The 25,767-nt window shown below is 43.9% G+C and carries 19 protein-coding genes; 16 read left to right on the top strand and 3 right to left on the bottom strand.

Translation table 11 applies throughout. The annotated features are described in order from the left end of the window. Nucleotides 1-16: 16 nt before the first annotated feature. On the bottom strand, nt 17-697 hold the full coding sequence (locus tag KJS52_RS16705; protein ID WP_306433585.1) for an Ltp family lipoprotein: 681 nt from the start codon (nt 695-697) through the stop codon (nt 17-19). Nucleotides 698-911: 214 nt separating this feature from the next. Here KJS52_RS16705 and KJS52_RS16700 point away from each other — a divergent pair, with 214 nt between their 5' ends. Next, nucleotides 912-3,704 (top strand): DEAD/DEAH box helicase, encoded by a 2,793-nt coding sequence (locus tag KJS52_RS16700; RefSeq protein WP_213517345.1) that lies wholly within the window; start codon nt 912-914, stop codon nt 3,702-3,704. A 124-nt stretch (nt 3,705-3,828) separates the two neighbouring features. Here KJS52_RS16700 and KJS52_RS16695 read toward each other — a convergent pair whose 3' ends face one another. Together KJS52_RS16695 and KJS52_RS16690 are read right to left on the bottom strand one after the other, a co-directional pair. Next, complete coding sequence (locus tag KJS52_RS16695; protein ID WP_213517605.1) at nt 3,829-4,179, bottom strand: type II toxin-antitoxin system death-on-curing family toxin; 351 nt, start codon at nt 4,177-4,179, stop codon at nt 3,829-3,831. A 49-nt stretch (nt 4,180-4,228) separates the two neighbouring features. Further along, nucleotides 4,229-4,492, bottom strand: a complete 264-nt coding sequence (locus KJS52_RS16690) for an AbrB/MazE/SpoVT family DNA-binding domain-containing protein (protein WP_213517343.1) — start codon at nt 4,490-4,492, stop codon at nt 4,229-4,231. A 120-nt stretch (nt 4,493-4,612) separates the two neighbouring features. Between KJS52_RS16690 and KJS52_RS27985 the strand changes: the two genes are divergently transcribed. The 15 genes from KJS52_RS27985 (at nt 4,613) to KJS52_RS16615 (ending at nt 25,606) form a co-directional block, all read left to right on the top strand. After that, nucleotides 4,613-4,675 carry a tetracycline resistance efflux system leader peptide gene (locus KJS52_RS27985; RefSeq protein WP_444980916.1) on the top strand — a complete coding sequence of 21 codons (63 nt, stop codon included), beginning with the start codon at nt 4,613-4,615 and terminating at the stop codon, nt 4,673-4,675. 33 nt (nt 4,676-4,708) lie between these two features. Beyond that, nucleotides 4,709-6,091, top strand: coding sequence for a Tet(L)/Tet(K)/Tet(45) family tetracycline efflux MFS transporter (gene tet / locus KJS52_RS16680; protein ID WP_213517339.1), 1,383 nt, complete (start codon nt 4,709-4,711; stop codon nt 6,089-6,091). A gap of 491 nt (nt 6,092-6,582) precedes the next feature. Further along, nucleotides 6,583-6,969 (top strand): DUF5360 family protein, encoded by a 387-nt coding sequence (locus KJS52_RS16675; RefSeq protein WP_213517337.1) that lies wholly within the window; start codon nt 6,583-6,585, stop codon nt 6,967-6,969. A 30-nt stretch (nt 6,970-6,999) separates the two neighbouring features. Next, the gene (locus tag KJS52_RS16670) at nt 7,000-7,557 is read left to right on the top strand and encodes a TetR/AcrR family transcriptional regulator (RefSeq protein WP_213517335.1); all 558 of its coding nucleotides are present in this window, start codon (nt 7,000-7,002) and stop codon (nt 7,555-7,557) included. 135 nt (nt 7,558-7,692) lie between these two features. After that, the gene (locus KJS52_RS16665; protein WP_246563687.1) at nt 7,693-8,751 is read left to right on the top strand and encodes a GntR family transcriptional regulator; all 1,059 of its coding nucleotides are present in this window, start codon (nt 7,693-7,695) and stop codon (nt 8,749-8,751) included. A 76-nt stretch (nt 8,752-8,827) separates the two neighbouring features. Continuing rightward, nucleotides 8,828-11,299 (top strand): family 43 glycosylhydrolase, encoded by a 2,472-nt coding sequence (locus tag KJS52_RS16660; RefSeq protein WP_246563676.1) that lies wholly within the window; start codon nt 8,828-8,830, stop codon nt 11,297-11,299. Between the two features lie 154 nt (nt 11,300-11,453). Beyond that, nucleotides 11,454-13,253, top strand: a complete 1,800-nt coding sequence (locus tag KJS52_RS16655) for a cache domain-containing sensor histidine kinase (RefSeq protein ID WP_213517331.1) — start codon at nt 11,454-11,456, stop codon at nt 13,251-13,253. Then, a complete protein-coding gene (locus KJS52_RS16650; protein ID WP_213517329.1) occupies nt 13,246-14,865 on the top strand; it encodes a response regulator transcription factor in 1,620 nt (539 codons plus the stop codon). Before KJS52_RS16655 ends, KJS52_RS16650 begins: the two co-directional genes overlap by 8 nt. 421 nt (nt 14,866-15,286) lie before the next feature. Beyond that, nucleotides 15,287-16,612: an ABC transporter substrate-binding protein gene (locus KJS52_RS16645; protein WP_213517327.1), complete on the top strand. Its 1,326-nt coding sequence runs from the start codon at nt 15,287-15,289 to the stop codon at nt 16,610-16,612. 91 nt (nt 16,613-16,703) lie between these two features. After that, nucleotides 16,704-17,603, top strand: a complete 900-nt coding sequence (locus KJS52_RS16640) for a carbohydrate ABC transporter permease (protein WP_213517325.1) — start codon at nt 16,704-16,706, stop codon at nt 17,601-17,603. Nucleotides 17,604-17,618: 15 nt separating this feature from the next. After that, entirely contained in the window at nt 17,619-18,431 is an 813-nt protein-coding gene (locus KJS52_RS16635; RefSeq protein ID WP_246563674.1) for a carbohydrate ABC transporter permease, read from the top strand. Between the two features lie 78 nt (nt 18,432-18,509). Next, nucleotides 18,510-20,270, top strand: a complete 1,761-nt coding sequence (locus tag KJS52_RS16630) for a glycoside hydrolase family 2 protein (RefSeq protein WP_213517323.1) — start codon at nt 18,510-18,512, stop codon at nt 20,268-20,270. 125 nt (nt 20,271-20,395) lie between these two features. Beyond that, entirely contained in the window at nt 20,396-21,151 is a 756-nt protein-coding gene (locus KJS52_RS16625) for an alpha/beta hydrolase family protein (protein WP_213517321.1), read from the top strand. 11 nt (nt 21,152-21,162) lie between these two features. Beyond that, nucleotides 21,163-21,648, top strand: a complete 486-nt coding sequence (locus KJS52_RS16620; RefSeq protein WP_213517318.1) for a hypothetical protein — start codon at nt 21,163-21,165, stop codon at nt 21,646-21,648. Nucleotides 21,649-21,895: 247 nt separating this feature from the next. After that, nucleotides 21,896-25,606: an S-layer homology domain-containing protein gene (locus tag KJS52_RS16615; RefSeq protein ID WP_213517316.1), complete on the top strand. Its 3,711-nt coding sequence runs from the start codon at nt 21,896-21,898 to the stop codon at nt 25,604-25,606. Nucleotides 25,607-25,767: the final 161 nt, after the last annotated feature.

Genomic DNA, 25,767 nt, shown 5'->3' with positions numbered 1-25,767 from the left:
TTTTTTCAGAATAGGCTTATTTATCTAAATTATCGATTGCGTATTGCGCTTCTTCAGCGGTGAATTGCTCGCCAAATTCAGAGGTCAATTGCTCTCTGATCGCTTCAGGCGCCATGTCCATTGTATCCTGATATGATTTAGCAGACTTCAAAGCATTTTCGTTCCAGTCAGCTTCTAAATTATCGACTGCGTATTGCGCTTCTTCAGCAGTAAATTGTTCGCCAAATTCAGAGATCAATTGCTCGTAGATGCCTTTTTTAGACATGTGCATAGTATCGGAGTAGCTTTTAGCAGACTTCAAAGCATTCTCTTTCCAGTCAGCTTTCAAATTATCGATTGCGTATTGCGCAGCTTCCTCAGAAAAGTTTTCGCCATATTCAGATGTTAACTGCTCAAAAATTCCAGTCTTAGACATGTGCATTGTTTTTGAGTAGGATTCAGCTGAGTTCAGTGCAGATATATATTCTTTAGGTACATTATCATCGGCAACGGAACTATCTTGTTCTTCCTTCACAGGCTCATCCTGTTTTAGTTCGCTATCTTTTACTTCAGGTGTACTGGTAGTTGATTTATTAACGGGTACGGTTTTCGTTTCACCACTTTCAACGCTGCAACCACTAATCATTCCGATAACAATAATAAGAACTGCACCAACCCACCATTTTTTATAGAATTGTTTTTTTACTGATTCTTTCAATCTAATAACCTCCTAATTAAATTTCACTCCAATAGTACTACATTTTTCCAAAATTTTCTACAATCTAAGTTGATCCTTATATAAATATGGAAAATTAAAGCCGTGATGATTATCTCTTAGGTAGCTGAACCCAGGTTTTTTAGCAGGAATTACGTTGGGTAACGTAGAAGTCAGCTATATTGCTGATAATCCTAATACAATATAGAGGTTTGAGATGGATATTGAAAAGTATTTAATTATAATTCGAGGCAAAGACAAGACAGAGCAAGTTGCTTCATATGAATATATAAAATCCAAGGTTAAAATTTTCTATAATAACTCATCGCAGGATTATAACTATAATCCTGCAGACATAGTTATTTTGGAGCATCCCGAAGTCGTCAAGATAATGGAGGGCATGGCGGTTTTTTGTGACGGTTATCCCTTTTTTAATGTGACTCGAATACTCGATTTCGGTCCTAGAATAAGAGTGCATTTTGCAAATGGAACTGTTCGATCCTATGAAAGCGAGCGTATCGAGATTAAAAGTTGTGGCATCCAGTACACAGAAGCGAAATCTATTATGGAGTATTGGAGGACTATTTCGAAACATGTGAAGAATGAAGAGGGTCAAGGGGATAAAGAAGCTTTTCTGTCAAGAGAGTTTTCTAAGCTAACATTCATTCACCCTGATAGCGTATTGAACCATTACCTTAATGCTAATCCTATTCACAGTAGCAGTGATATTGATTCTAGCTGCATATTTCCATTTCGGCACAATCTCAGTCAGAAGAGTGCGCTCCATCAAGCCTTGCAAAGCACCATCAGTATCATAGAAGGGCCGCCGGGTACAGGTAAAACTCAGACAATCTTGAATATAATCGCCAATTTAACTGTAATACAGGGTAAGACTGTGGCCGTAGTTTCAGGAAATAATGCAGCAGTTGAGAATGTCCGTGAGAAGCTTGAGCGGGAAGGTTACGACTTCTTTGCCGCTAGTTTAGGTAACCAGTCCAATAAAAAAGATTTTTTTCGTAAACTTCCAACATGGAATGTTGCGGATTGGCAAAGTGAGCAGCCAGTGTTCGAGATTAAGGAAAAGCTGGCTAGCTTGGATAGCAGCATTCGCCGCTTAATGGAACTGGATCGTGAAAGAGCTGTTCTCAAACAGAAGCTGGCGGAATTTCTTTTGGAGCAGGAGCATTTTGAGCATTTTTATGTCCAGAAGGATGTGCAGCAGCTACACAAATTGTCCTTTTACCGACAGACGCCAGAGCGAATTTTGGAATTTATGAAGGATAGCTTTCTAGCAGTAGAGTTGGGGACTGAAGACTATCTTTTATATAAGTTCAAGCTGTTTTTCAAGTATGGGTTTACTCGATTTAAGTTATTAAAGGATCAAGGGCATGAAGTGATATTGAATTATCAGCGTCAATTCTATAATCTCAAGGTTGAGGCATTGAACTCACAAATTGATGCTATCGACCGTGAATTAAATGCTCATTCCTATCAGCATTTAATGGATGAGCATCAGAACTATTCGACTAAGCTCTTTCGGCATAAATTATATGAAAAGTATCATAACCGTCAACAATTAACGTGTGATGAGAAAACATATATGGACAGGAAGCATTTTGGTTCTTTTATAGAGCATTATCCGATTGTGTTAAGCACCACTCATTCCTTGCGTAATAGCATCCCGGCTAATTATTTATTTGACTATTGTATTATTGACGAGTCCTCCCAGGTTGACTTGTTGACGGGAGCTTTAGCCTTATCCAGCTGCAGACGGGCGATTATTGTTGGAGATACTAAGCAATTGCCACAAATCGTGGATTCAGAGATCAAGGAATTAGTGCAACGAGAACTTTTTGATGGGGTAAATGAAGCGTATAATTATTTTCAGCATAATATCCTTTCTTCGCTACTCTCTTTATATGGCGATTCTATTCCAAAAGTGATGCTAAGGGAACATTATCGCTGCCATCCACAAATCATTGAGTTTTGTAATAAAAAGTATTATAACGGGGAATTGATTGTCTTCACACATGCGAATGAAACGGATAATCCCCTTTTAATTTATGGAACGGTCGAGGGTAATCATATGAGAGATGGAAGGAAGGGAAAGTTTAATCAGAGGGAATTGGATATAATTGAGAAGGAAATCCTCAAAGGTATGGTGGCTGAGGCTTCAGTCGGCCATACTGAAGTTGGAGTGGTTACGCCCTATCGGCACCAGGCCGATAAAGCCTCTAAGAAATTTGATGTGATGGTTGAGAGCGACACTATCCATAAGTATCAAGGTCGTGAAAAATCAACTATGATTATGTCTACGGTTCTAGATCAGACCCGATCGGGAAAAATGGGAATGAAATTTGTGAATGATCCTTGTAAGATCAATGTGGCTGTATCGCGTGCTCAGAACCAATTTATTCTGGTGACAGATCGAAGAGCATTCAGAAAATACGGGAATGAAATCAGCGATTTAATGAGATATATGGAATATAGTACGCTAGATCCCAATGTGGTGGAAAGCGAGATTATCTCAATCTTTGACTTACTGTATCGAGATTACTCGAACAAACTTAGGGATTTTCGAGAGAAAGTCGGGCAATATCAAAGCTCGCGACATAAAAGTGAGAACATTATGCATGCTTTGTTAGATACGATTTTAAAAGATTCCCGCTATAAAGATTTCCGGCTGGCTAATCAGGTGTTGCTTATGAATTTATTTCCTAATCTTAACATATTAGAAGAAGAGGAACGGCGGTTCGTGCTATACCGAGCATCGGTTGATTTTGTTATTTACTATAAGTTTGATAACTCTCCGGTCCTTGCTATCGAAGTGGATGGTTTTGCTTTTCATGAAAATAATCCGAAGCAACTAGAACGAGATAAAAAGAAAGAAAAGATTTTCGAAAAATATGGCGTTGCCTTGCATCGTTTTCCAACAACAGGAAGTGAAGAGGAGGCTAAGCTCAAAGCACTGCTGGATAAACATATATTATTGAAGATGGAGTCAATTTAATCGTTTTAGCAACTTCTACAAACATCACCAATTCACCTTGTGGTCGCGAATTGTAGCTTCGGAAAGCCACGGTGCACCTCCACCATAATGAACACCATCCTCATGAGGATGGTGTTTTTGCTTGTCAAGCATGAATCGTAAGGCAGTGACCTTCAATAATCGAAGCGATCTCTTGAAAATTAAACTGATGATTGACCATATCTACCGTAAAATCTTCAGCTTTTTTTGTATTCATTTTAAAATGAAGGCCATTATAATGGAGGAATATTACCAGTGCTGTGAAAGCAGTTCGTTTATTTGCATTGTGAAAGGGGTGGTTTTGACCAAGTGATTCAAACAAAGCCGCCGCTTTCTCAAAGATAGTTGGATAAGCGTCTTTGCCAAATACAGAAGTTAGAGGTCGATGGACAGATGATTCAAGTAATCCCAGTTCTTTAACTCCTATTTGTTCACCGGGACTGTAGCGTTGTATCATAGCCACATTAATAGCTATTACTTCTTGGAAGTTAAAAAACGATTCGAGGTCATCTGTCCTTAAGTCCTTTCAGTGTTTGATCATATTCCTCAATGACATCTGTCAAGGTACTCATGAAATCTGAGCTAACCCCTTCTGGCAATGAAACCTTTGTTGATTTTTTAATGATAATTTCTCCCGATTCAGGGTTAACAGCTATGTTGACAATATCGCCTTGATCCAATCCTATTTGTTTTAAAGCGTCAGTCATGGTGATACCTAAGCTGTTACCAAATTTGGTTACTTTTCGTTCCATGTCATTCATCCTATCCATGGAAATTCTCTCCTTATCATCTTATTCAATTGTTATAACAATTATATAGTTGGAATTCAAGCTTACTTGTACGTATAAATGTATGATAAACTATATCCATCAAATTCAGGAGGCATTATTATGAAGTGCTATAAATATAACAGGGTACAATTAACAGAGGGAAGCGTATCAATGACCCTATAAACTACGTCTGCCCTCGCTATTGGAGGGTAAAATGTGAATAAGTCTTATTCACGTTTAACTGTACGATATAACCATAATCAAGTTTTAGTTTGGCTTTGTGTTTTATCTTTTTTCAGTGTACTAAATGAAATGGTTTTGAATGTTTCATTACCCGATATTGCCGATTATTTTGGTAAACCGCCAGCGATTGCAAATTGGGTGAATACTGCTTTTATGTTGACCTTTTCTGTTGGGACAGCGGTATATGGAAAGCTATCGGATCAGCTGGGTCTGAAAAAGCTGCTTCTTTTTGGAATTATCATGAACTGCTTCGGATCGATAATTGGGTTTGCTGGACACTCTTTCTTTCCTATTCTGATTACAGCCCGTTTAATTCAAGGAATCGGTGCAGCAGCATTTCCTGCACTTGTGATGGTTGTCGTCGCACGCTATATTCCAAAGGAAAATAGAGGTAGAGCATTTGGCCTTATCGGTTCTATAGTAGCGATGGGAGAAGGTGTTGGGCCAGCTATTGGCGGGTTCATTGCTCACTACATCAATTGGTCATACTTGCTGCTTATTCCAACCGTGACGATGATTACGGTTCCATTTCTAATAAAACTGCTGGAAAAGGAAGAAAGAGTTGAAGGCCGTTTTGATATTGCAGGGATGGTATTGATGTCAGCAGGCATCGTATGTTTTATGATGTTCACAACATCCTATAAGGTTTTCTTGTTAATTATTAGTGTTGTATTGCTTTTATTATTTATAAGGCATATTAGAAAAGCAGCAGATCCTTTTGTTGATCCTGCACTGGGGAAAAATGCATCATTTATGATCGGAGTCCTTTGTGGAGGGCTTATCTTCGGTACTGTAGCGGGCTTTATTTCGATGGTTCCTTATATGATGAAGGATGTTCACCATTTAAGTACTGCAGCAATTGGCAGCGGAATACTTTTTCCTGGAACCATTAGTGTCATTATTTTCGGCTATATTGGGGGATTGCTTGTTGATCGGAAAGGTTCCTTGTATGTGCTAACTATAGGGGCTGCCTTTCTTTCGATCAGCTTTTTAATCGCTGCATGTTTTATAGAAGCAACACCATGGCTTATGACAACGATCTTGGTTTTTGTTTTTGGAGGGCTTTCCTTTACCAAAACCGTTATATCTACAATTGTATCGAGCAGCTTGAAGCAAAAGGAAGCTGGCGCTGGAATGAGTTTGCTTAATTTCACAAGCTTTTTAGCAGAGGGAATGGGAATTGCCATTGTAGGCGGTTTGCTATCTATTAGCTTGCTGGATCGGAAGCTGCTACCAATCAATTTTGATGGTTCTACTTATTTGTACAGTAATATGCTTGTGCTTTTTGCAGCAATCGTCGTCATGAGTTGGTTAGTTATTTTGAATGTGTATAAACGTTCTCAAAAAAATGGTTAATAGCATTAAAGAAGCTGAGATATAAGCCTCTGTGCAAGGTAAAAGTGAAGGTTTAAAGAATCTGGATAACGTTAAATGATCCGTTTGCAGGCGAAGGACATTCTAACGAATATGCATAACCTTAAGTACGGAAATCTCCCTTAAATACGGGGAAAACCGACTAATAAGACGTTGTATATTCCTTAGCATGAGCAAGGCTTCATTGGTCACACATAACGTTATCCAGCTTCCTTAGCGACTAGCCAGCATCCCTTGTCTGCCTTTCAGCCCTTTACTTTTCAGACAGCCCCTTTTTTACCAAATGAATCGAAATCCCACATCTCCAACCCTCACATTCCCACCACTTGAACCTCAAGCAAGAAAGTAGTATCATGTAAAACAAAGAAAACAAAATTATTTATTTGTTTTCCTCGCATATTTCGCATTCTTTTTACACTTTTCATTTATCGTTGCTTTTGCACTGCTGTGCATACTTCGCACTGGAGGTTACTATGGGGAAATCATTGAAAGTGTCTATGCTGATTACGGATGTTGGGTTTTTAGCTTATTGGTTCATTGTATTAATGGGGCTGCTGCCGAGTGAGTTTCTGTATAAGGATTACGATAATCCGATTATGGTGGCATGGAATCTTTCGTTTATTCCATTGGATTTGATGGTTTCGCTTACCGGGTTATTAAGTATTGCTCTTTTTCGAAGAAAGAGTAGAGCTTGGCTGCCGCTTTGCATCGTCTCCTTAAGCTTGACGTTTTGTGCAGGGCTGCAGGCTATTTCCTTTTGGGCGATAAGGGGAGATTTTGATATTTGGTGGTGGCTTCCCAATTCGTTCTTGATCGTCTATCCGCTTATTTTCTTGCCGAAGTTGATTAGATCAGCCTAATCTAAGCGAAAAAGGAGGAGCTAACTAATAATGAAACAACGTGTCATTGAGGCCGCAAAGGAAGAGATTATTGAAAACGGTCTAAGGTTTACGATGAGAGATTTAGCGGCGCGATTAGGAGTCAGCTCGAAAACGATTTACCAAAGCTTTGAGTCCAAGGAGCAAATCATTGATGCAATCGTTACAAATTCCATTCTCGAGATGCAAGCCGCAGAGGCTTCTATTATGGAGGATGTAAGTCTAACGCTGCTTGAGAAGCTGAAAAAGACACTTGTTAATGTACCGGAATGGTTTATTCTGTCCGATATTCGTCTCCTGAAGGAGTTCAAACAGAAATATCCGAAGCAATGGGCAGAAATTGATAAGCATGTGACGCTCGGCTGGGGTCAAGTGCAGCTATTGGTCGAGCAAGGAGTTAAGGAAGGCATATTGCGACCCTTCAATATGGATTTATTTATTCAAATGTATATCGGCAGCTTGTATCAGCTAATGGAGGAGCGGCGTGATCGCAGAGCAGCACAAGCTCCACTGGAACAACTTTTGGAGCAAATGGTCGAGCTTTTGCTTCATGGAATAGCGCTTGACTGACGGTTGTAGATTTTTGCTGTTTCTGCCAAAATGAAAATGAAATGATGCATATAGTCCGGGCCTGCGAAGCAGCTCTGAACTCATTATTTCATGCGACGCAATTCCATGTAAAGCGAGGCAATTCTGATGAAGTCTATGCCATTGTACAAACAAATTCAAGAGGATATCCGTTATATGATCCGCTCGGGTAAATTGCGGGCAGGGGATCGCGTGCCGTCGGAGACGGAGCTGATGGAGCATTATCATGTAAGCAAGATTACGACTAAAAATGCGATAAATGGATTGGTTGAAGAAGGCGTGCTCGTCAGACATCGCGGCAAAGGGACGTTTGTAAAGCATATTGATGATGACAATGAATCGATGAGCCGCTATAAGGGGCTGATCGGGCTTATTCTGCCGTGCATGAAAACAAAGGTCGATCAACATATTATTAACGCCGTTGAGCAATATGTGCGGGAGAATGGTTATCATCTACTCATTAAAATTACGCAGGAATCAGCACTGGAGGAAAGCAGAGCAATCGAGGATTTGATGCATTTGCGGGTGAAGGGACTTATTATTTTCCCGATCGAGCAGGAGATGTACAACAACGATATTTTAAGGCTGTCGCTGGATCGCTTCCCGCTTGTGCTGATTGATCGCTACATGAAGGAAATTGAAACGTATAGCGCCAGTGCCAACAATTTGGACGGCGCTTATCAGGCGGTCAATTATTTGCTTCGCAAAGGGCATGAGCATATCGCCTTCGTAACGGTTAATGTTACGAATTCAGCGACAACCGATCGTGCGCAAGGGTTTGAGAAAGCATTTTTGGAGCGAAATCTATCAATCAATAAAAATTTGTGGTGCATGCTCAGCATTGCCGATATTGCATCAGGCAACGGGGTATTTATGATTCAGGAGTTTCTGAAGGAGCATCCGCAGATTACAGCTGTTTTTACGGTCAATGCTGAGCTGACGCATTATGCGCATCGAGCGATTCAACTGCTGGGGCAATCCTCTGGACGAAGTCTGGAGCTGGTTAGCTTCGATCAGTCGGAGCTGCCCGATGTCAGCTATGTGAAGCAAAATGTGGAGGAGATGTGCAAGGTGACGGTTGACATGCTGCTGGAGCAAATTCAGGGAACGTACAATCCGCGAAGAGTTGCTGTGCCCGTTACACTTTTTCATAAAAATATACTTAATAAGATATAAAAATCGAATATGGATGATGATACGATGTTAACGTAAATTGCAAGCGATTACATGATCGTATGAGAGGATGAGTATGATGTTCAAAAAATTTAAAGTACTGCTCGTGCTAATGATTGTATGTCTCGCGCTTCCCTCTTCGTTAGCTTACGCTTATCAGAATCCAAAAACGCTTAGCAACGAATGGCCAACCTATGGCTCAGGCGATCCTTATGTGCTGAAATTTAAGGGCGTTTACTATTTGTATGTCAGCACTAAGGATTCGGAAACAGGCATTAAAGCATGGAGCTCCACTGATTTGGTGAACTGGACCTATGTCGGCTTGGTAGCAACTGATCCGTTGACGAAAGGAGCTTATGCGCCTGAAGTAATTTACTGGAATGGTTACTTTTACATGTACACGTCTCCGGGAGGAGGCGGTCATTACGTGCTGAGAAGTGAAAGTCCAACCGGGCCATTTACGATTCAGACCCCGAATAAAGGCTTGACGATTGATGGACATGTGTTTATAGATGATGATGGACAATGGTATTTTTATCGCGCAGAGCATGGACAAATTATTGCGCATCGGATGAGTGATCCATATACGTTCGGCCCTGGCGTGAATACTGGCGCGTCGATAAATGGAGGCTGGACGGAAGGGGCGACCGTCATTAAGCGCAATGGCAAATACTTTATGACCTACACCGGCAATCACGTGCATAGTCCCGCATACCGCGTCGATTATGCAGTTAGCAACAATCCGCTCACAGGCTTTGTTCCTGCGACCAATCAGAATCCGGTTCTTATTTCTACAGAAGGGCCGACCATTGGGCTAGGCCATAACAGCTTAGTGACGGGACCGGATTTGGACTCGCTATATATGTTCTATCATGACTGGAGAGGGTACACGCCAGAAGGCTGGCCAATCCGCAGCACGAATATGGATAGAGTGGTCTGGAACGGAGATAAGATGATTGTATTAGGTCCAACTGCAACCTTTCAGCCTGATCCTGCACAGCCCGATTTCCAGGATAGATTTAATCGAACAACAATTGGTTCAAGCTGGAGCAATGTGAACGGCGGCAATTGGGGCATCTACAATCAGGAATTAATGTGGCAAAATTCAATGGGCGCTACGACATGGTACAAGCAAGTAACCAATGCGTCGACGGCCACCAACTATACAGCTGAGTTCCATACAAAGCAAATGGCGAGAGGAACGAGCGCCTCGCCAAAGTATGGCGTCACGTTTTCCTATATTGATGAAAACAATTATGGAGTAGCGCTCTTAAGCTCGAAATATAATCGGGTTGAGACGAATTTTGTTGTCAATGGCGTGTCTCAAGGCTGGGTGAATGCTGATTTGCCTGCTGGCTTCGATTACAGCAAATGGCATAATATTCGGGTAGAGAAAGCCGGCACGGAATTCAAAATCTATGTTGATCATATGCTGAAGGTGACGAGAAGCGCCAATTTGGCTGGTGGCAAAGTCGGCTATTTGACCGAGGACACCCACGCCGATTTTGCTTATGTCGCATTCAGCAATAAGGTTGGTGGCAGCAGTGCCTGGGATGCCTACAAGCCTGTTCCGGGAAAAATTGAAGCTGTTCATTATATGAGCGGTGGGGAAGGCGTCGCTTACCATGATACTACGCCGGAAAACATCGGTGGGCAGTACCGCAAGGATGGCGTCGACATTCGCGTCAATCCGGAAGGCGGCTATAACGTTGGCTGGAATCAGTCCGGCGAATGGTTGAAGTATCGTGTCAATGTTGCTTCGACTGGAGCTTACGATGTGACCTTCCGTATGGCAACGACGATGAATGGTGTGCAAATTAGGCTATGGGATGGTACAACTGATCTGACAGGCATCGTATCGGTTCCAAATACGGGCGGCTGGGATGCTTGGAGATCGATTACGGTGCACAATGTTCCGCTGACGCAAGGGCCAAGGGAGCTGAGAGTGGAATTCGTGACAGGAGAAGCCGACTTTGCCTCGATGGAATTCCATCATCACGTAGCTGTGCCTCATCTGACGGACAACTTTAATGATAATAACAGCGATGGCTGGAAGCGTTGGGAAGGGAACTGGTCCGTTAGCAACGGACAATATCATTCTGCAGGCGGAACATTTGCCAAGACGACGTTCGGCAATGACAATTGGGCGAACTATACGGTTGAAGCCGACATTAAAATGAATGAAGCCGGCGGCGATGCAGGTCTGATTATACGCGGCAAAAATCCGGCAAACGGATTGGAGCGCGGACAGGGCAATGCTGACTTTATGCAAGGCTACTACGCTTATATCAAGACCGATGGCGTTTACCTCGGCAAGCAAAACTATAGCTGGAGCAATTTGACGGGGGTTGCTACGCCACTGGCAATCAATACATGGCATAGGATGAAGGTAACCGTCAACGGAACGAACATCAAGGTATACGTGGGAGATATGAATGTGCCGAAAATTGATTATAACGACTATTCGCCAACAGCGTTTACGCATGGCAAGGTTGGCCTTAGAACGGCGCATAAGAGCACATCCTTCGATAATTTCACCCTGTATCCATAATCCAGAGCTTGCTGTGAAATAAGACAAAGAAGGGTCCTGTCCAATAGACGGGTCCTTCTTTGTTGTTGCGGGATGATAGAAGGTTCGTATATTGTTAAGTAGAACTTGCACCTGTGGAGATGATGATATGATAGAGACACTAAGAAAGGTCTCAATGCCATTTAGATCAAGCATTACATACAAATGGATGCTGCTGCTTATTACAATAACGACCGTTCCTCTATTGCTGCTAGGCACTGTCTCCTATTCGATTACGAAGGATGCGATCGACAAGAAGGTTGCAGATGCATCCAAGCAATTGATTAGACAGACGGTGGACAATATCGACATCAGCTTCTCCGGCTATAAGGATATCGTAATGCAGTTGATTACAAGCCCGGAAATTATGCCGCTGCTGCAAAAAATTAGGCATCAAGATGAAAGCGTTGTCGAAAACCTCTCGCTTACGTCCAAGCTTGCCTATTATACGGCCGTTTCTCCAGAATTCAAATCCGTATCCTTTATGACGGAATCGATGTACATCAAAGGCATTTTTCGCTGGGATGATCAAGAGGATTACAAGAACGACTTCTACCATCAGACGATAGCTGCCGGCAACGATTTTGTATGGTTTCCCACTCGTTTAGGCTTATATTCAGATACAGCGGACAGCCATAACGAGATGGTTTTTTCTGTATCGAAGCAGGTGTTTAATATTCATGATGGTCGTCAGCTTGATATGGCCGTTGTGCTGGATATACGGGAAGAAATACTAAGTGATATTTTGAAAAAGAATGCTGGAAGCGAGCTAGGCACCGAAAGCTTTCTAATTGATGAGAAGGGAAGCATTATTTCCCATGCTGACAAATCAATGCTGCTAACCTCGGTTGAACAATGGTTTGAAGAGAACGGAAGTGCAGCGCTATATAACGAAGACGCAGAGGACAGCTTCGTTGCCCGCTATAAAGGCAAGGAAGTTATGGTCAATTATTTAAAGCTGCAAACAAATGATTGGAGAGTGGTGCATGTTATCGAACGCTCCAGCTTGTATAAGGATTCAGATCGAGTCATTCAGGTGATCGTGATCATTATGCTAGCGGGCATTGTCTTTTCAATTATTACTGCCTATGCGATGGCCAGCTCGGTCTCCAGTCCTTTGAAAAAAATGGTGAGAGCGATGAATCAGGTTCATATCGGCAATCTGTCGGCCAGAATTAAGCAGGATCCAAAGCGACTGGATGAAATCGGTCGGCTGCAGCATCACTTCAACGATATGGTTGCAAAAATCGAGGAGCTGCTGGACGTCGTGTACCAGGAGCAAAACAATAAAAGAATAGCGGAGGTCAAAGCGCTGGAAGCGCAAATTAATCCGCATTTTCTATACAATACGCTGGATGCGATCAAGTGGACAGCACTGTTTCAGAAGGCGAATAATGCGGCTGAGATGGCGAGATTGTTATCGAGATTGCTGCATATTAGCATCGGCAAAGGAAGCGACACAGTTCTCGTACAGGAGGAAATCGAGCATGTGGAATGTTATTTAGGCATTCAAAACTTGCGAGCGGCTGGCAAATTTGACGTGCAGTTTGATATCGCCGATGAGGTGAAAATGTACAGAACGCCGAAGGTTATTTTGCAGCCAATCGTGGAAAATGCGATTTTGCACGGCTTTGCCGATCAGACGGAAGGCGGAGTTATTTCGATTCGCTGCCGAGAGGAAGGAAAACGTCTCTTGTTCGAGATCGTAGATAACGGACATGGATTTGAGCAGGCCGTATATAGCCCTGAGCAAGCTTCCTTTGACGAGTCGGCGAAGGGCGCTTCATTTCTCGGAGTGGGACTTTCCAACGTATCGGAACGAATTAAGCTAATTTGCGGGCAAGAGTATGGCTTGGCGATTACGAGCAGACCGGGCGAGGGAACCGCTGTTACGATAACGCTTCCCATTATGAAGGGGGAGAACAGTGATGTATAACGTGTTAATTGTCGATGATGAGCATTTGGTGCGATACGGCATCAAGGCGATGATTGATTGGGAGAGCATAGGCTTCAACGTTGTGGGCGAAGCTGGCAATGGAAAGGACGGCTTGCTCGCATTCGAGGAGCTGAAGCCGGATGTAGTCATATCCGATATTAAGATGCCGATAATGGACGGAATGGAATTTATCGCTGAGGTCAGGTCGCTGGACAGACAGGTAAAGCTTATTTTGCTTACATGTCTCGAGGATTTCGACTATGCGCAAAAGGCAATGCGCCTTGGGACGACTGATTATTTAATCAAATCGGACATGATGCCGAAGGATCTCGAGGAGGTCATGCTGAAGCTCAAGTCCACGCTGGACGAAGAAAGAGAGAGAAGCGGCCATACGCCGCATGCGCAGGCGAGCGATGCGACTGTCGAGATGATTGCACCAGAGACGCTGCTGCTAGGTCTTGTGCAAGGCACAATGTCTTCAGCCTCTATGACGGAGGAGAAGCTGCACGCGTCAGGTTTGTCGCAGCTGGAGGGTAAGCTGCTGCTGCTTCATATTAAAGTGGATTATCTGGAGCAGCTGAGCAAACGTTTGGCGGAGGGCGATATGCTGTTGCTGCATGCGCAAGGTGCAGAGGCTGTATATGAAGCTTGCTCTGCTGAAGGGTACGTTAGCGAGCAATTCTCGGGCAGCATTGGCGAATGGAATATGCTGCTGAAGGATGTGGAAGACGATGCGGCAATAAGGCTTGGTTATCACATCGTCAACCAGTTTTCCAAGGTCTGGAACGTTTCGGTCACAGTATCGGTGAGTGATCAATTTTCCTCGCTTTCGCAGCTGCGCAATGCTTATGCGCAAGCTGAGGAGCGCTATAAGCTTAAGCTGTTTTTAGGCTGCGGAAGCGTGATTTCCTCTACGCCTGGGCCGCAATCAGATGCAGGAAGCAGCCCGACTCTAATTACGAGCAAGAGGCTTAACGAATATTTGTACTCCTTGGATAAAGAAGCGATGAAGGAGTATGTAACAGGAATACTCGATGATACGGAAGCAAGCATGGATTATGATCGAGCGCAGCTCATTGCGATTGAGCTGCTGCTGAATTTGACAGCGATGTATTCGGAGCTGACCAATGATCATGAATGGCTGTATGAGCGCAAGAAAGAGCTGTACGATCAAATTAAAGAGCTTGAAACCTTAGCGGATATGAAGCTTTGGTTTATCGAGGTATACGAGGAATTGATCGGCAAGCTGCGCAGCGGCTATGCTAGCGATCAAGGCGCAGTCCCTAAAGTGATTGCCTATATCGAGCAGCATTATACGCAAGAGCTGTCGCTGCAAATTCTTAGCCAGCATGTGCATTTAAGCAAAAATTATTTGGCTAATCTGTTCAAGAAGGAAACAGGCGAAGGGGTTATTGACTATATTAACAAGGTTCGTTTAGAGAGAGCAAAGGCGCTGCTGCGCAGCACGGAGATGAAAAGCAGCGAAATTTGCGTAATGGTTGGCGTTCAAGACTCCAAATATTTTTCCAAGCTGTTTAAGAAGATGGAAGGGATGACGCCGAGCGAGTATAGGGAGATGAACAGGCTTTATGCTAGGTCGATCATTAATTAAGCGGACTATTGCGAACTGCATTATGCGCGATCTGTAAATATGACACCGCTATTGTTCAATATTGCACCGCACGAATCAGTAAAAGCTTCGTGCGGTTTTTTAAAGTGGGATTTTACGAAGGATTAGGAGGTTATGTGCGTTTTCGCAAGGCTGAGCAAGGGCTAAGATGATATCAGGAACGAAATGTAGACGCTTACAGCTTTGGGGGAGCGGATGCATAAAGCTCCGAAATTAATAGGGCGTGTCTGAGAACTCCGAGGACAGCCAATTTTGCCGAATTTTCGTTCCATGCAAGGCGCGATTGTGAAGGCGTACCGGGCGTACGTCAAGCAAGCGGAACGAAGCAGGGGGCGAAAAGGCGGTGAAAGGGGCCACTGAGCGGGTTTTCAGACACGCCCTAAGAAAAGGGGAAAATAAAAGAATGGTAGCAAACAAAAGCTGGACTTCAACATTATTAGCAGCACTTGCAGTTATTTTAGTGCTTGCGGGCTGCTCAAGCAACGGAAATCAACCGGCAAACACAAGCAACTCCTCTCAGACAAATCATTCAAATAGTGGAGCCGAGGAGACTGCATCAAACGAGCCAGTCGAAATTACGTTCTGGAATCTGTTCGGCGGAGGCGAAGGTGATTTCGTCGATCAGATCGTTAATGGATTTAACGAATCTCAGAAGGAAGTAATCGTCAAGACGCTTAGACTGGAGTCCAATGAGTATTATGCCAAGCTTGGCACAGCGCTTGCTTCAGGCAAAGGACCGGACGTAGCAGTAGCTCATGCTGATAGATTAGCACCGTTCGTCAAAGCGGATCAGCTTAGCCCGCTGGATGAAATTGCGGCACAGGCGCAGTTCGACTTTAACGAGATTACAGATGCAAACGTAGAAAGCGTCAGCTATGAAGGCAAGCCATACGCTGTTCCGCTCGATACACATTTCCATATGTTCTATTACAACAAGGATATTTTAAGTCAGGCAGGCTTGCTGAACGAGGACGGCACGCCGAAATTCGGAGAGATTTCTCCAGAGGGCTTTAAGCAGTTCCTGACAGAAATTAAAAACAAAGTACCGGGTGTGACGCCATTTGGAGTCAATACGCCATACTTCCATGAGCCATTTTACAATTTGTACTATCAGGCTGGTGGAAATATTTTAACAGACGATCTGTCGCAAGCGGCTCTCAACAACGATAATGCGAAAAATGTACTGAACTTCTACCTTGATCTTTACGACCAAGGACTGAGCGACATTAATGACAAGACGCCTTGGGATTCGTTCCATAACGGAAAATCAGCAACCTGGTTCGGCGGAGTTTGGGAAGCGGGCTGGCATCTTGGCGAGGAAGGACTAAATGTAGGAATTGCCTCAATCCCGCCATTCTTCGGCAGCGATGCTCATTGGTCCGGCTCTCACACGCTTGTTATTCCAAACTATGTATCAGATGAGAAAAAGGTAGCCTCCATGAAATTTATGAAATACTTTACGATGGAAGGCGGAAAAATTTGGGCAAATGCTGGTCATGTACCAGCTGGTAAAGCTGTTGTAGCCAGCGAAGAGTATTTGAATCTGCCTTATCGTGCAGAGTTCATCGCGTCTCAGCAAACTGTAAAATATGCACCAAAAACAGATCAGTATAATGCGATTGACACTGTTGTGAAAGAAGCGCTTCAAGCGATTATTTTTAAGACTGTTTCAGTTGAAGAAGGACTAAGCAATATGGAAAAAGAGATTAACGAAATTATTCAAAACTAGGGCGTAGGTGGAACTGCATGGCAGCATGCGGTTCCGTTCCTTCACCTATATGCAAGCAGGCTGGCAAGCCAGCTTTTTAAGGAGGATGAATGTGAGAGCGCAGCATAGTGCCGGTGCCCGGTGGAAGAAACTACTTAAGCTTGAATTTTCAGCGATCGCTTTTTTGTCTCCTTTTCTAATTCCGCTCATTGTATTTTATATATGGCCGCTTTTGCGTGGCGTGTGGATCAGCTTTCATACCTGGGGCATTCTCGGCATGCAAAAATATGTTGGCCTCGACAATTACACGAAGCTGTTGACGAATGGCGATTTCTTCAAATATTTATGGAACAGCCTTTACTTTGTACTGCTTGTTGTTCCAATTATTATTTTACTAGGTTTAATATTAGCACTATTAATTCAAAGGAAAATCCCGTTTCAGACGACGTTCAGATCGATCTACTTTCTTCCTTATGTGCTGTCCGTCTCTGTTATTAGCTTTATATGGTTAAGAATGTTTGATTCAAAGCATGGACTTGTAAATGTCATCCTTGAGTCACTCGGCATCCCGCCGATCAATTGGCTGACAGATCCCGGTGCTGCCTGGTGGTCGATCGTTATCGCTACCGTGTGGTGGACGGTAGGATTTGTTATGGTTTTGTTTCTGGCAGGACTTCAGGAAATATCGCCTGAGCTTTATGAGGCGGCAGATATTGACGGAGCATCAACGTTCCACAAGTTTCGTTATATAACGCTGCCAGGCTTATCCTCTGTGATGAAGGTGCAAATATTTTTCCAGATCATTGCGGGACTGAAGTTGTTTGGTCAAGTGCAGATTATGACGAACGGCGGCCCGGGAGACGTAACGAATACTATTGTCCGCTACATCTACGTGACCGGCTTCAAGAAGGATATGTTTGGCCTTGCGGCGGCGCAGTCTACGCTATTCTGTCTCTTTATGCTGTTAATAGCTGCAATCCAATTCATGCTTCTGAACAGGAAAGAATCGTAATGGAGGGGAAAACAGGTGGCTAAAGTTGCAATCTACAGTTTAACCGTCCTATTGGCCGTCATATTTGTTATACCTCTCGTTTGGATGTTTGTCGTTTCATTCAAGCCTGAAGGTGTATCCGCAATTACGATCAATGAATGGGTAGACTTCTCGGATTTGACGCTGCAAAACTACAAAAAGGTGCTTACGGAGTCGCAAATATTGCGCTGGACTTACAATAGCTTGATTATTGGCGCGATAACGACCATTATTACAGTTCTGATCAGCTCGCTTGCAGCGTTCGCATTTTCACGGAAAACGTTTAAGACGAAAGGGTTTTGGTTCATTCTATGCGCTTCAGGCTTGCTCATTCCGACGGAAGCGATGCTGATTCCGTTATATGAAACTGTGCTAAGCATGAATTTGCTCGATAGCAACTGGGGAATTATTTTGCCTAGCTTGACCAATCCACTCGGGCTTATATTAATTATGCAATTTATGAATGGACTGCCGAAGGATTATATGGAGGCGGCCCAACTAGATGGCTGCAAGGATCTTCGACTATGGTGGTCGATTTATATGCCGCTTACGCGCTCGGCGATGATCTCAATCGGGATCTTTTATTTCATAATGTCCTGGAACAATTTCATCTGGCCATACATCGTCATTAATACGGAAGAAAATATGGTGCTGGCTACGGGTCTGCCGACCTTTTTAGCAAACAATGTGCTGCATGTAAACACGATTATGACCGCAAGCGCGATCGCGGCGATCCCGACGATGATTGTTTATATTTTGCTGCAAAAGCATATTGTTCAAGGAGTGTCGATGACGGGAGTTAAAGGCTAACCACCATTTGCTTAAGGGATGAGACTGGAAGGCTGGTGCGTCTTCGGACATTATGATTCAGAGAACAGGAGATAGGACATGACAACTAAAATGTATATAAAGGATTATCCCAGACCACAATTTGTGCGAAGTGAATGGACAAATTTGAATGGGCAATGGAGCTTTGGCTTCGATGATGATAACGAAGGAGAACAGGCAAAGTGGGCGGAGCAGTTTGGCGGAACGCAAACGATTACGGTTCCGTTCACCTATGAAACGCAAGCGAGTGGCATAGGGGAAACGAAGCATCACCCTTATGTCTGGTATGAGCGTCTAATCGAGATTCCGGCATCGGCAGCAGGCAAGCGGGCCATTTTGCATTTCCAGGCTGTTGACTACGTGGCAAAGGTTTGGGTAAACGGCCAGTATGTCGGACGGCATCAAGGCGGGTACACGGCGTTTTCATTTGATATTACGCCTTATATTGTGTATGGGGAAAGCAATCGTGTGACGGTGAAGGCGGAGGATAGCATGAATGCGGCTCAGCCGCGCGGCAAGCAGCGCTGGGAGAAGGACAGCTTTGAGTGTTTTTACGTCCAGACGACCGGAATATGGCAAAGCGTATGGCTGGAGTATGTGAATGCGACCTATATTAAAGAGGTTAAGATGACGCCTGATCTTGATACAAGGTCGGTGTCGCTGGAGTATCATGTGGCGGGAGATTTTGCTGACGAAGAAGTAAGGCTGGAGACCGTAATTAGCTTGAAGGGCAAGCAAGTGAAACGGGTGGTGCATGTTGTCGATCGGGAATGGCTCCGCTTCGATATCGATTTGCTGCATGAAGTGAACGGGCCCTGGAAGATGTGCTATTGGTCGCCCGACAGCCCGAATTTGTATGATATTGAATTTACGCTGTATCGAGGGGAAGAAAAGCTGGACCATGTCTACTCCTATTTCGGAATGCGGAAAATTTCTACACGAAATGGGCAGGTGCTGCTGAATAATGAGCCGATCTATCAGCGTTTGCTGCTCGATCAGGGCTATTGGCAGGAAAGTCATTTAACGCCGCCGTCTGAAGAAGCCATCATTCGCGATATTGATTTGATTCTCGAGATGGGCTATAACGGTGTGCGCAAGCATATGAAGCTGGAGGATCCGAGATTTCTTTACTGGTGCGATGTTAAAGGAGTGCTCGTATGGTCTGAGATGGCCGCCACCTTCGAATTTAATGATGATGCGATTCAGAGCTTTACAAGCGAGTGGATGGATGTCGTTCGCCAATATTACAACCACCCTTGTATAGTGACTTGGGTTCCCTTCAATGAATCGTGGGGGATTATGAATGTTGCCAAGGATCGGAAGCAGCAGGCGTTTACGGAGTCAATCTATCACTTGACTAAAGCCTTTGACGCTACGCGGCTCGTAGTCTCGAATGATGGCTGGGAGCATACGGTGTCGGATATATTAACGCTTCACGATTATGTGGAGAGCGGTGATGAATTCCGTAAGCGGTACGCGGACAAATACAGCATTGTCCATAACGAGATTGCATTTAATAAGAAGAGATACGCATATGCGGATGGCTACCGGTATAATGGGCAGCCGATCATTATCAGCGAATTTGGTGGAGTTGCCTTAAAGAATGAAGCGGGATGGGGCTATGGCCATCAAGAGACATCGGAGGAGTCATTTATTAAGCGAATCCAGGATCTCCACCGTGCAATAAAGGAGACCGACTATATTGCAGGCTATTGCTACACGCAAATTACCGATGTACAGCAGGAAGTGAATGGGCTGCTGACTGAGGATCGCAAGCTGAAAATTCCGCTGGACGTTGTGAAGGAGCTTAATAAGCTTTAAAATACCAAATACTGGACTAAAGTCGGGGGACAGTGACTTTAGTGTTGCGATAAGCTAGGGAAAATACGGTTGCCATAGTGATGGTTTATAATCCACCAGGCATCCCCGGTATTGGAGGTTTTAAAATGAGTGTTGGTGTTAAAACCGTAGTAATGATCAAGCATCAGGATCGAGAAATTTATGGAGTTTCCTATATGCCTGAAAATGTAGAAAAATGCCCGATTGTTATTTTCAGCCATGGCTATAATGGAACGAATGCGGATTTTGTTATGAATAGCGAATATTTGGTTTCCAAGGGTGTGGGCGCATACTGCTTTGACTTTTGCGGTGGATCGGTCCGTTCAAAGAGCGGCCTTCAGACAACGGAGATGACGCTATTTACAGAGAAAGAAGATTTGTGCGCGGTTGTTGACGAGATTAAGAAGTGGGACAACGTAGATCGCGACAATATTTTTCTGTTTGGCGGCAGTCAGGGCGGCTTGGTATCAGCATTAGCTGCCGATGAACGAATAGACGATATAAAAGGATTGCTGCTGCTATTCCCGGCATTTTGCATCGCAGAAAATTGGAACGAACGATATCCGACCTTGGACAGCATTCCTGACAGTCATGAGCTATGGGGAATGACCCTTGGCAGAGTATTTTTTGAGAGCATTCATCGTTATGATGTTTTTGAGCATATTGGAAAATTCCACAAAAATGTGTTGATCTTTCATGGGGATCAAGATGATATCGTGGCGCTTGAATGTGCCAAGAAAGCTGCAAGCTTATATTCGAGCATAAGCTTCGAGCTATTTCCAGGGGAAGGACATGGTTTTTCGGAGGCTGGAAATAGAAAAGTAGCGGAGATGACCTATGAATTTATAAAGGCGAATCTTTAAGGGTTTATATGATGAAGCTGCTGAAAACGTGGATTGTAGGTATGCTCTTGCTCCTTCTTTCCTGCAGCAACCAAACTGATCAATCAATAACTGGATACGCTGTTCATTTTGCTGATGATCAGGTATTGATTGTTGAAGCTATACAACACTCAACTACCAATCAAATTGAAGTTAGAGATGCTGTATGGATAACCAATCTGAAAGATGAACGGATTGGCAGCTTGCTTACTGTGAAGCTTGGCGATGGCTATGATACGTATCCAGGGGTTTCTTCAGCGAAAAAGATTATACAGGAGCAACAACTTCCTGGTGAGAAAGAGATCATTAGAGCATGCCTTGACTATGCAAACGAAAAGTGGAATGAGGGCATCGCTGTTATTGATAATATTCAATATCATAACGCCAATGAACAGTGGGAAGTGGTTATAGGTAATCTCTTTAATGACAACTCTATAACCGTAGTGATTGGCAAAGATAAAGTGATTACTGAAAAGTAAAGTTATCCAAGTTGAAGGCTGTACAAACTGTCAGGGTTTCGCTGGCTTTATGTACAGCCTTTTTTGTGTTTCGAAAAATAGTTAGAACTCCATTTACTGGAAGTTAGTTCAATTACTTTGTATAACTATTCATATCGATGTAAATGAATAAATATTATTTCTTAATAATTTATGAGCTTTTATTTTACAATGCACTGTTATAGTACTCCTTGGATGATGAAATTTACTAAGAGGAGATAGAAAAGTAATGAAATCAATGATATTGCGCAAAACAATATTGATCGCATCCATGCTTTCGCTGCTGGTAGGCGGGTGGAGCACTGGCTTCGGTCAAAAGCAACATATCTATGCAGCAGATGAGACTGCGCCATATGTAATGGTGGAAGATTTCGAGGATGGAATTTCAGATGTGAAATTTAACCCTAAACGTATGTATGAGGCTACGCTGCATTTGGAGGATAACAAGAAGTATGTAAGAAATGGTCAATACTCGGCTCGAATTGACTACGATATGATTGACATTGTAGATAACCCTTCGCAAATTGAAGTAGGGTATAATGCGGGAAGAATCCCGGTAACAGGGTATCCGATTAAAGTTGGCATGTGGGTTTACGGGAACAACGAAGGACATTTGCTAACGACTAAATTTAGAGATCAAGAGGGCTCTTCCTTTCAGGCAGAATTCTATGATGAGAGCGAATTGGGCATCAACTGGTCCGGCTGGAAGTATATTGAGGCGGATGTGCCGCAAGGCAAGCCAGAGCCGATTGTTCTTGAATTGTTTTTCCAGCTGAAGCAATCGAATATGAGCAAGAAAAATAAAGGCTCACTTTGGGTGGATGACATTACCTTTATTTACGAGGAATCTAATGAGGATAACGAGGTTCCTACCATTAAAGCAATAGCTCCTCTTGAAAATGCAGTGCTGACTGCTCCGCTGGATGAATTACAGGTCGAGCTGACTGATAGCGGATCAGGACTTGATTTGGATTCATTATCTGTTTCATTGGACGGAACGGACATTACGGATAAAGTGAGTTATTCTCCCGATACTAATGTGTTGACTTATCCAGGAGAACTTGTAGATGGCGGTTATCATGAGCTTGTCATTGAAGTGAAGGATAAAAACGGCAATCCTGCCGAGAAAGCATACGCTTTTACAATACAAGCAGGAGAGCGTTTGTCCATGACTGGGAACGAAGAAGCAGTAAGCAATGAAATTTACGCTGTTCAAGTTAGTATTCAGGATTACGCTGGTGCCGATCAGGCGTCATTTTCACTAAATTATGATCCGAAAACTCTTCAGGTTGAAACGATAACTGAAGCGAACGGGATTGCTGTAAACTCAACGATTGATAATGAGAACGGAATGGTTCAGGTGGCGCTTGCTAATCTATCAGCAGCAGCGCATGATGTTACGGTTCAGTTCAGAGTGAGCTCGCATGCTGTACTAGAGCGCGGGGAAGCGTACAAAACGATCACCATGAGCAATACGAGCCTTGCAGCCGGCGAGGTTCAAACTAGCTCGCCAATCGCTGCTCCTGTTCGCTACACCATCGCATTTCCATATCGCCTGGAGATGACAGGATCAGGTTTGGGCACGGCTTCCACCTTTACAGTATTTGACCGCCAAGGCAAACCGCAAGAAGGCGTGGACATTATGTTCGCTGGGTTGTTAAAGCAAAGCTCGCTAGTTACAATTAACGCGGAAACGACTAATGTATATGAGGACGATGATACGTCTTCAGACATTTTAATGGTTGCAAAAGCGGGTGAGCGTTACTACGCTGCGGCAGAAGCTGAGGATGGATTGTTCGAGGTTATGTTGGCAGATGGACAAACAACAGGCTATATTGCAGAAGCCGATGTAACCAGCCAGCTATTGAGCGGCAGTCTTGGTAAAACAGATGCTAACGGACAATTCACGACAGACGTGACGACGTTGGCGCTCGGAGCCTACCAAGTTCAAGCGGTTAACGGTGATCAGAACAGTAAGGTTGTCAATTATGAAGTTGTCGAGCAATACGGCACGGATAAGCCTCAATATGTTCAAACATATGTGTCAGAAGATATGTCTTCACAGCTAAGTGTCGCATGGCAAACAAATCCGGATCAAGCCCTCTCATATGTGCAATATATTGAAGCGAGTGAATGGGGAACTGGTGAAGCCCCGGCTGCCGATCATGTAAAGCAGCAGCAGGCAGAAAGTGAGCTGCAAGTGCTAAGCATGAAGGAGAATGGAACAAAGGGCGAAATCCGCTTCCATAATGCTTTAATTGCAGGCTTGAAAGCAAATACGGCCTATAAATACCGTGTCGGCTATGAGGGCAATTGGTCGGAGTGGTACGACTATGCTACGATCGATCAGGACAAATCAACACCGACCTCATTCTTGTTTGTTACAGACTCTCATACTAATCAATTGCAAGGCATGCAAACCTATCAAGAGCTTATGACAAATGCATTGGCACAATATCCGGCAACCCAGTTTGTTATGCATGGTGGAGATATGGTCGATGCAGGCGGCGCATTTGAGGAATGGCAAAAGTTCTGGGAAGCGACCTCAGTCTATGCAGCATCGCTGCCAACGGCTTTAACATTGGGTAATCATGATGTGAAGAGCGAAGGCAAGGATGTATTCACGAAAGGGGCCAATTTTCCGAAAAACGGACCTGAAACTCAAGTACAGTATGCATACGCTTATAATGTTGATGATACGCATTTCGTTGTATTGAACTCGGAAGGCACAGAGGAGCAAATGATTGCTCAAGCAGCTTGGTTAGAAAAAGATTTAGATCAGAACAAACAGAAATGGACGGTCGTCATGTTCCATCGTCCGGCCTATCATACTGAAAATGGCCGCGAGTCGCTTGTGGAATATACTCAGACGTATTTTGCACCGATTTTGGAAGAGAAGAAAGTGGATTTGGTGCTGGTTGGTCATGATCATGTCTATGCACGCACGTATCCGATGGTGGACGGAAAACCAAATAAAACGACCAATGAGGGCACGGTATATTTAGATGGCGGTGCTTCCGGCTGGAAATTTTATGATGGCAGTCAATATCAATATTTGAATTATATTTTTGATGAAGATGTGCCTGTATATTCAGCTATTGAGATTACTGAAAATGAGATTCGTGTGGAAGCGCGTACGATTGAAGGAGATATGGTTGACACGTTTTCAATCGTGAAAGCAGCGGGAAATGAGCCGACGACGCCAACTCCGACAGCGGCGCCTACACCAACTTCAGCACCAGTGCCAACGCCGACAGCAACACCAACGTCGACACCAGCGCCGACATCGACGCCGGTACCGACAGCAACACCGGCACCAACGCAAAGACCAACAGCTACGAAGCCTGTCTTTAATGACAAGGTTGATGTAGAAGCAGTGAAAGAGATTGTGGAGAAAGAGAAGTCCGCTCCTGCCGTAAGCTTTACTGATGTCCCAGCTTCCTCGTGGAGTGCTTCAGTAGTAGAGCGCGCATCCAGGATGGGGATAGTAACAGGATACAGTGATGGTTCATATCGTCCTAATGCTAAAGTAACTCGCGCTGAATTTGCTACGATGCTTGCACAAGCATTTGGACTAAAGGGTGCTAGCGGTTCGTCCTTTGCCGACACGCAAGGGCATTGGGCTTCAGCAGCAATTGCAGCATTACAGGCCAATGGAATCATTACAGGCTATAGCGATGGAACCTTCCGTCCTAATCAAGAAATTTCCCGCGCCGAGATCGTTGTGATGCTTGCACGGCTGACGAACTATGTTCCTGGCACATCGAATCTATTCTCGGATGTAACAACGAGCTGGGCGTCAGAACAAATCAACGCATTTGCAGCTGCGGGTATTGTAAACGGGCAAGGCAATGGAATGTTCAAACCGAATGATTCTGCATCCCGCGCCGAGTCAGTTGCAATGATCATTCGCTTGATCGATAAATCGCTCGAACAGTAAGTGATTGCCAAGAAGAAAGCCAAACCTGTCAGGTTTGGCTTTCTTCTTTGAATAATCATTTCAGGAAGTAATAAGCATCTTGTTACTATTTGTTAAAATTCTGGTTCATTTTTTAATTGAAACGCAAAAGGCTGAGCTTATGATTATTGAAGTACTAGTCG

The sequence above is a fragment of the Paenibacillus montaniterrae genome, from assembly GCF_018403185.1.
In the GTDB taxonomy this organism is placed as follows: Bacteria; Bacillota; Bacilli; order Paenibacillales; family Paenibacillaceae; genus Pristimantibacillus; species Pristimantibacillus montaniterrae.
This window is presented reverse-complemented; position numbering and strand designations above follow the sequence as displayed.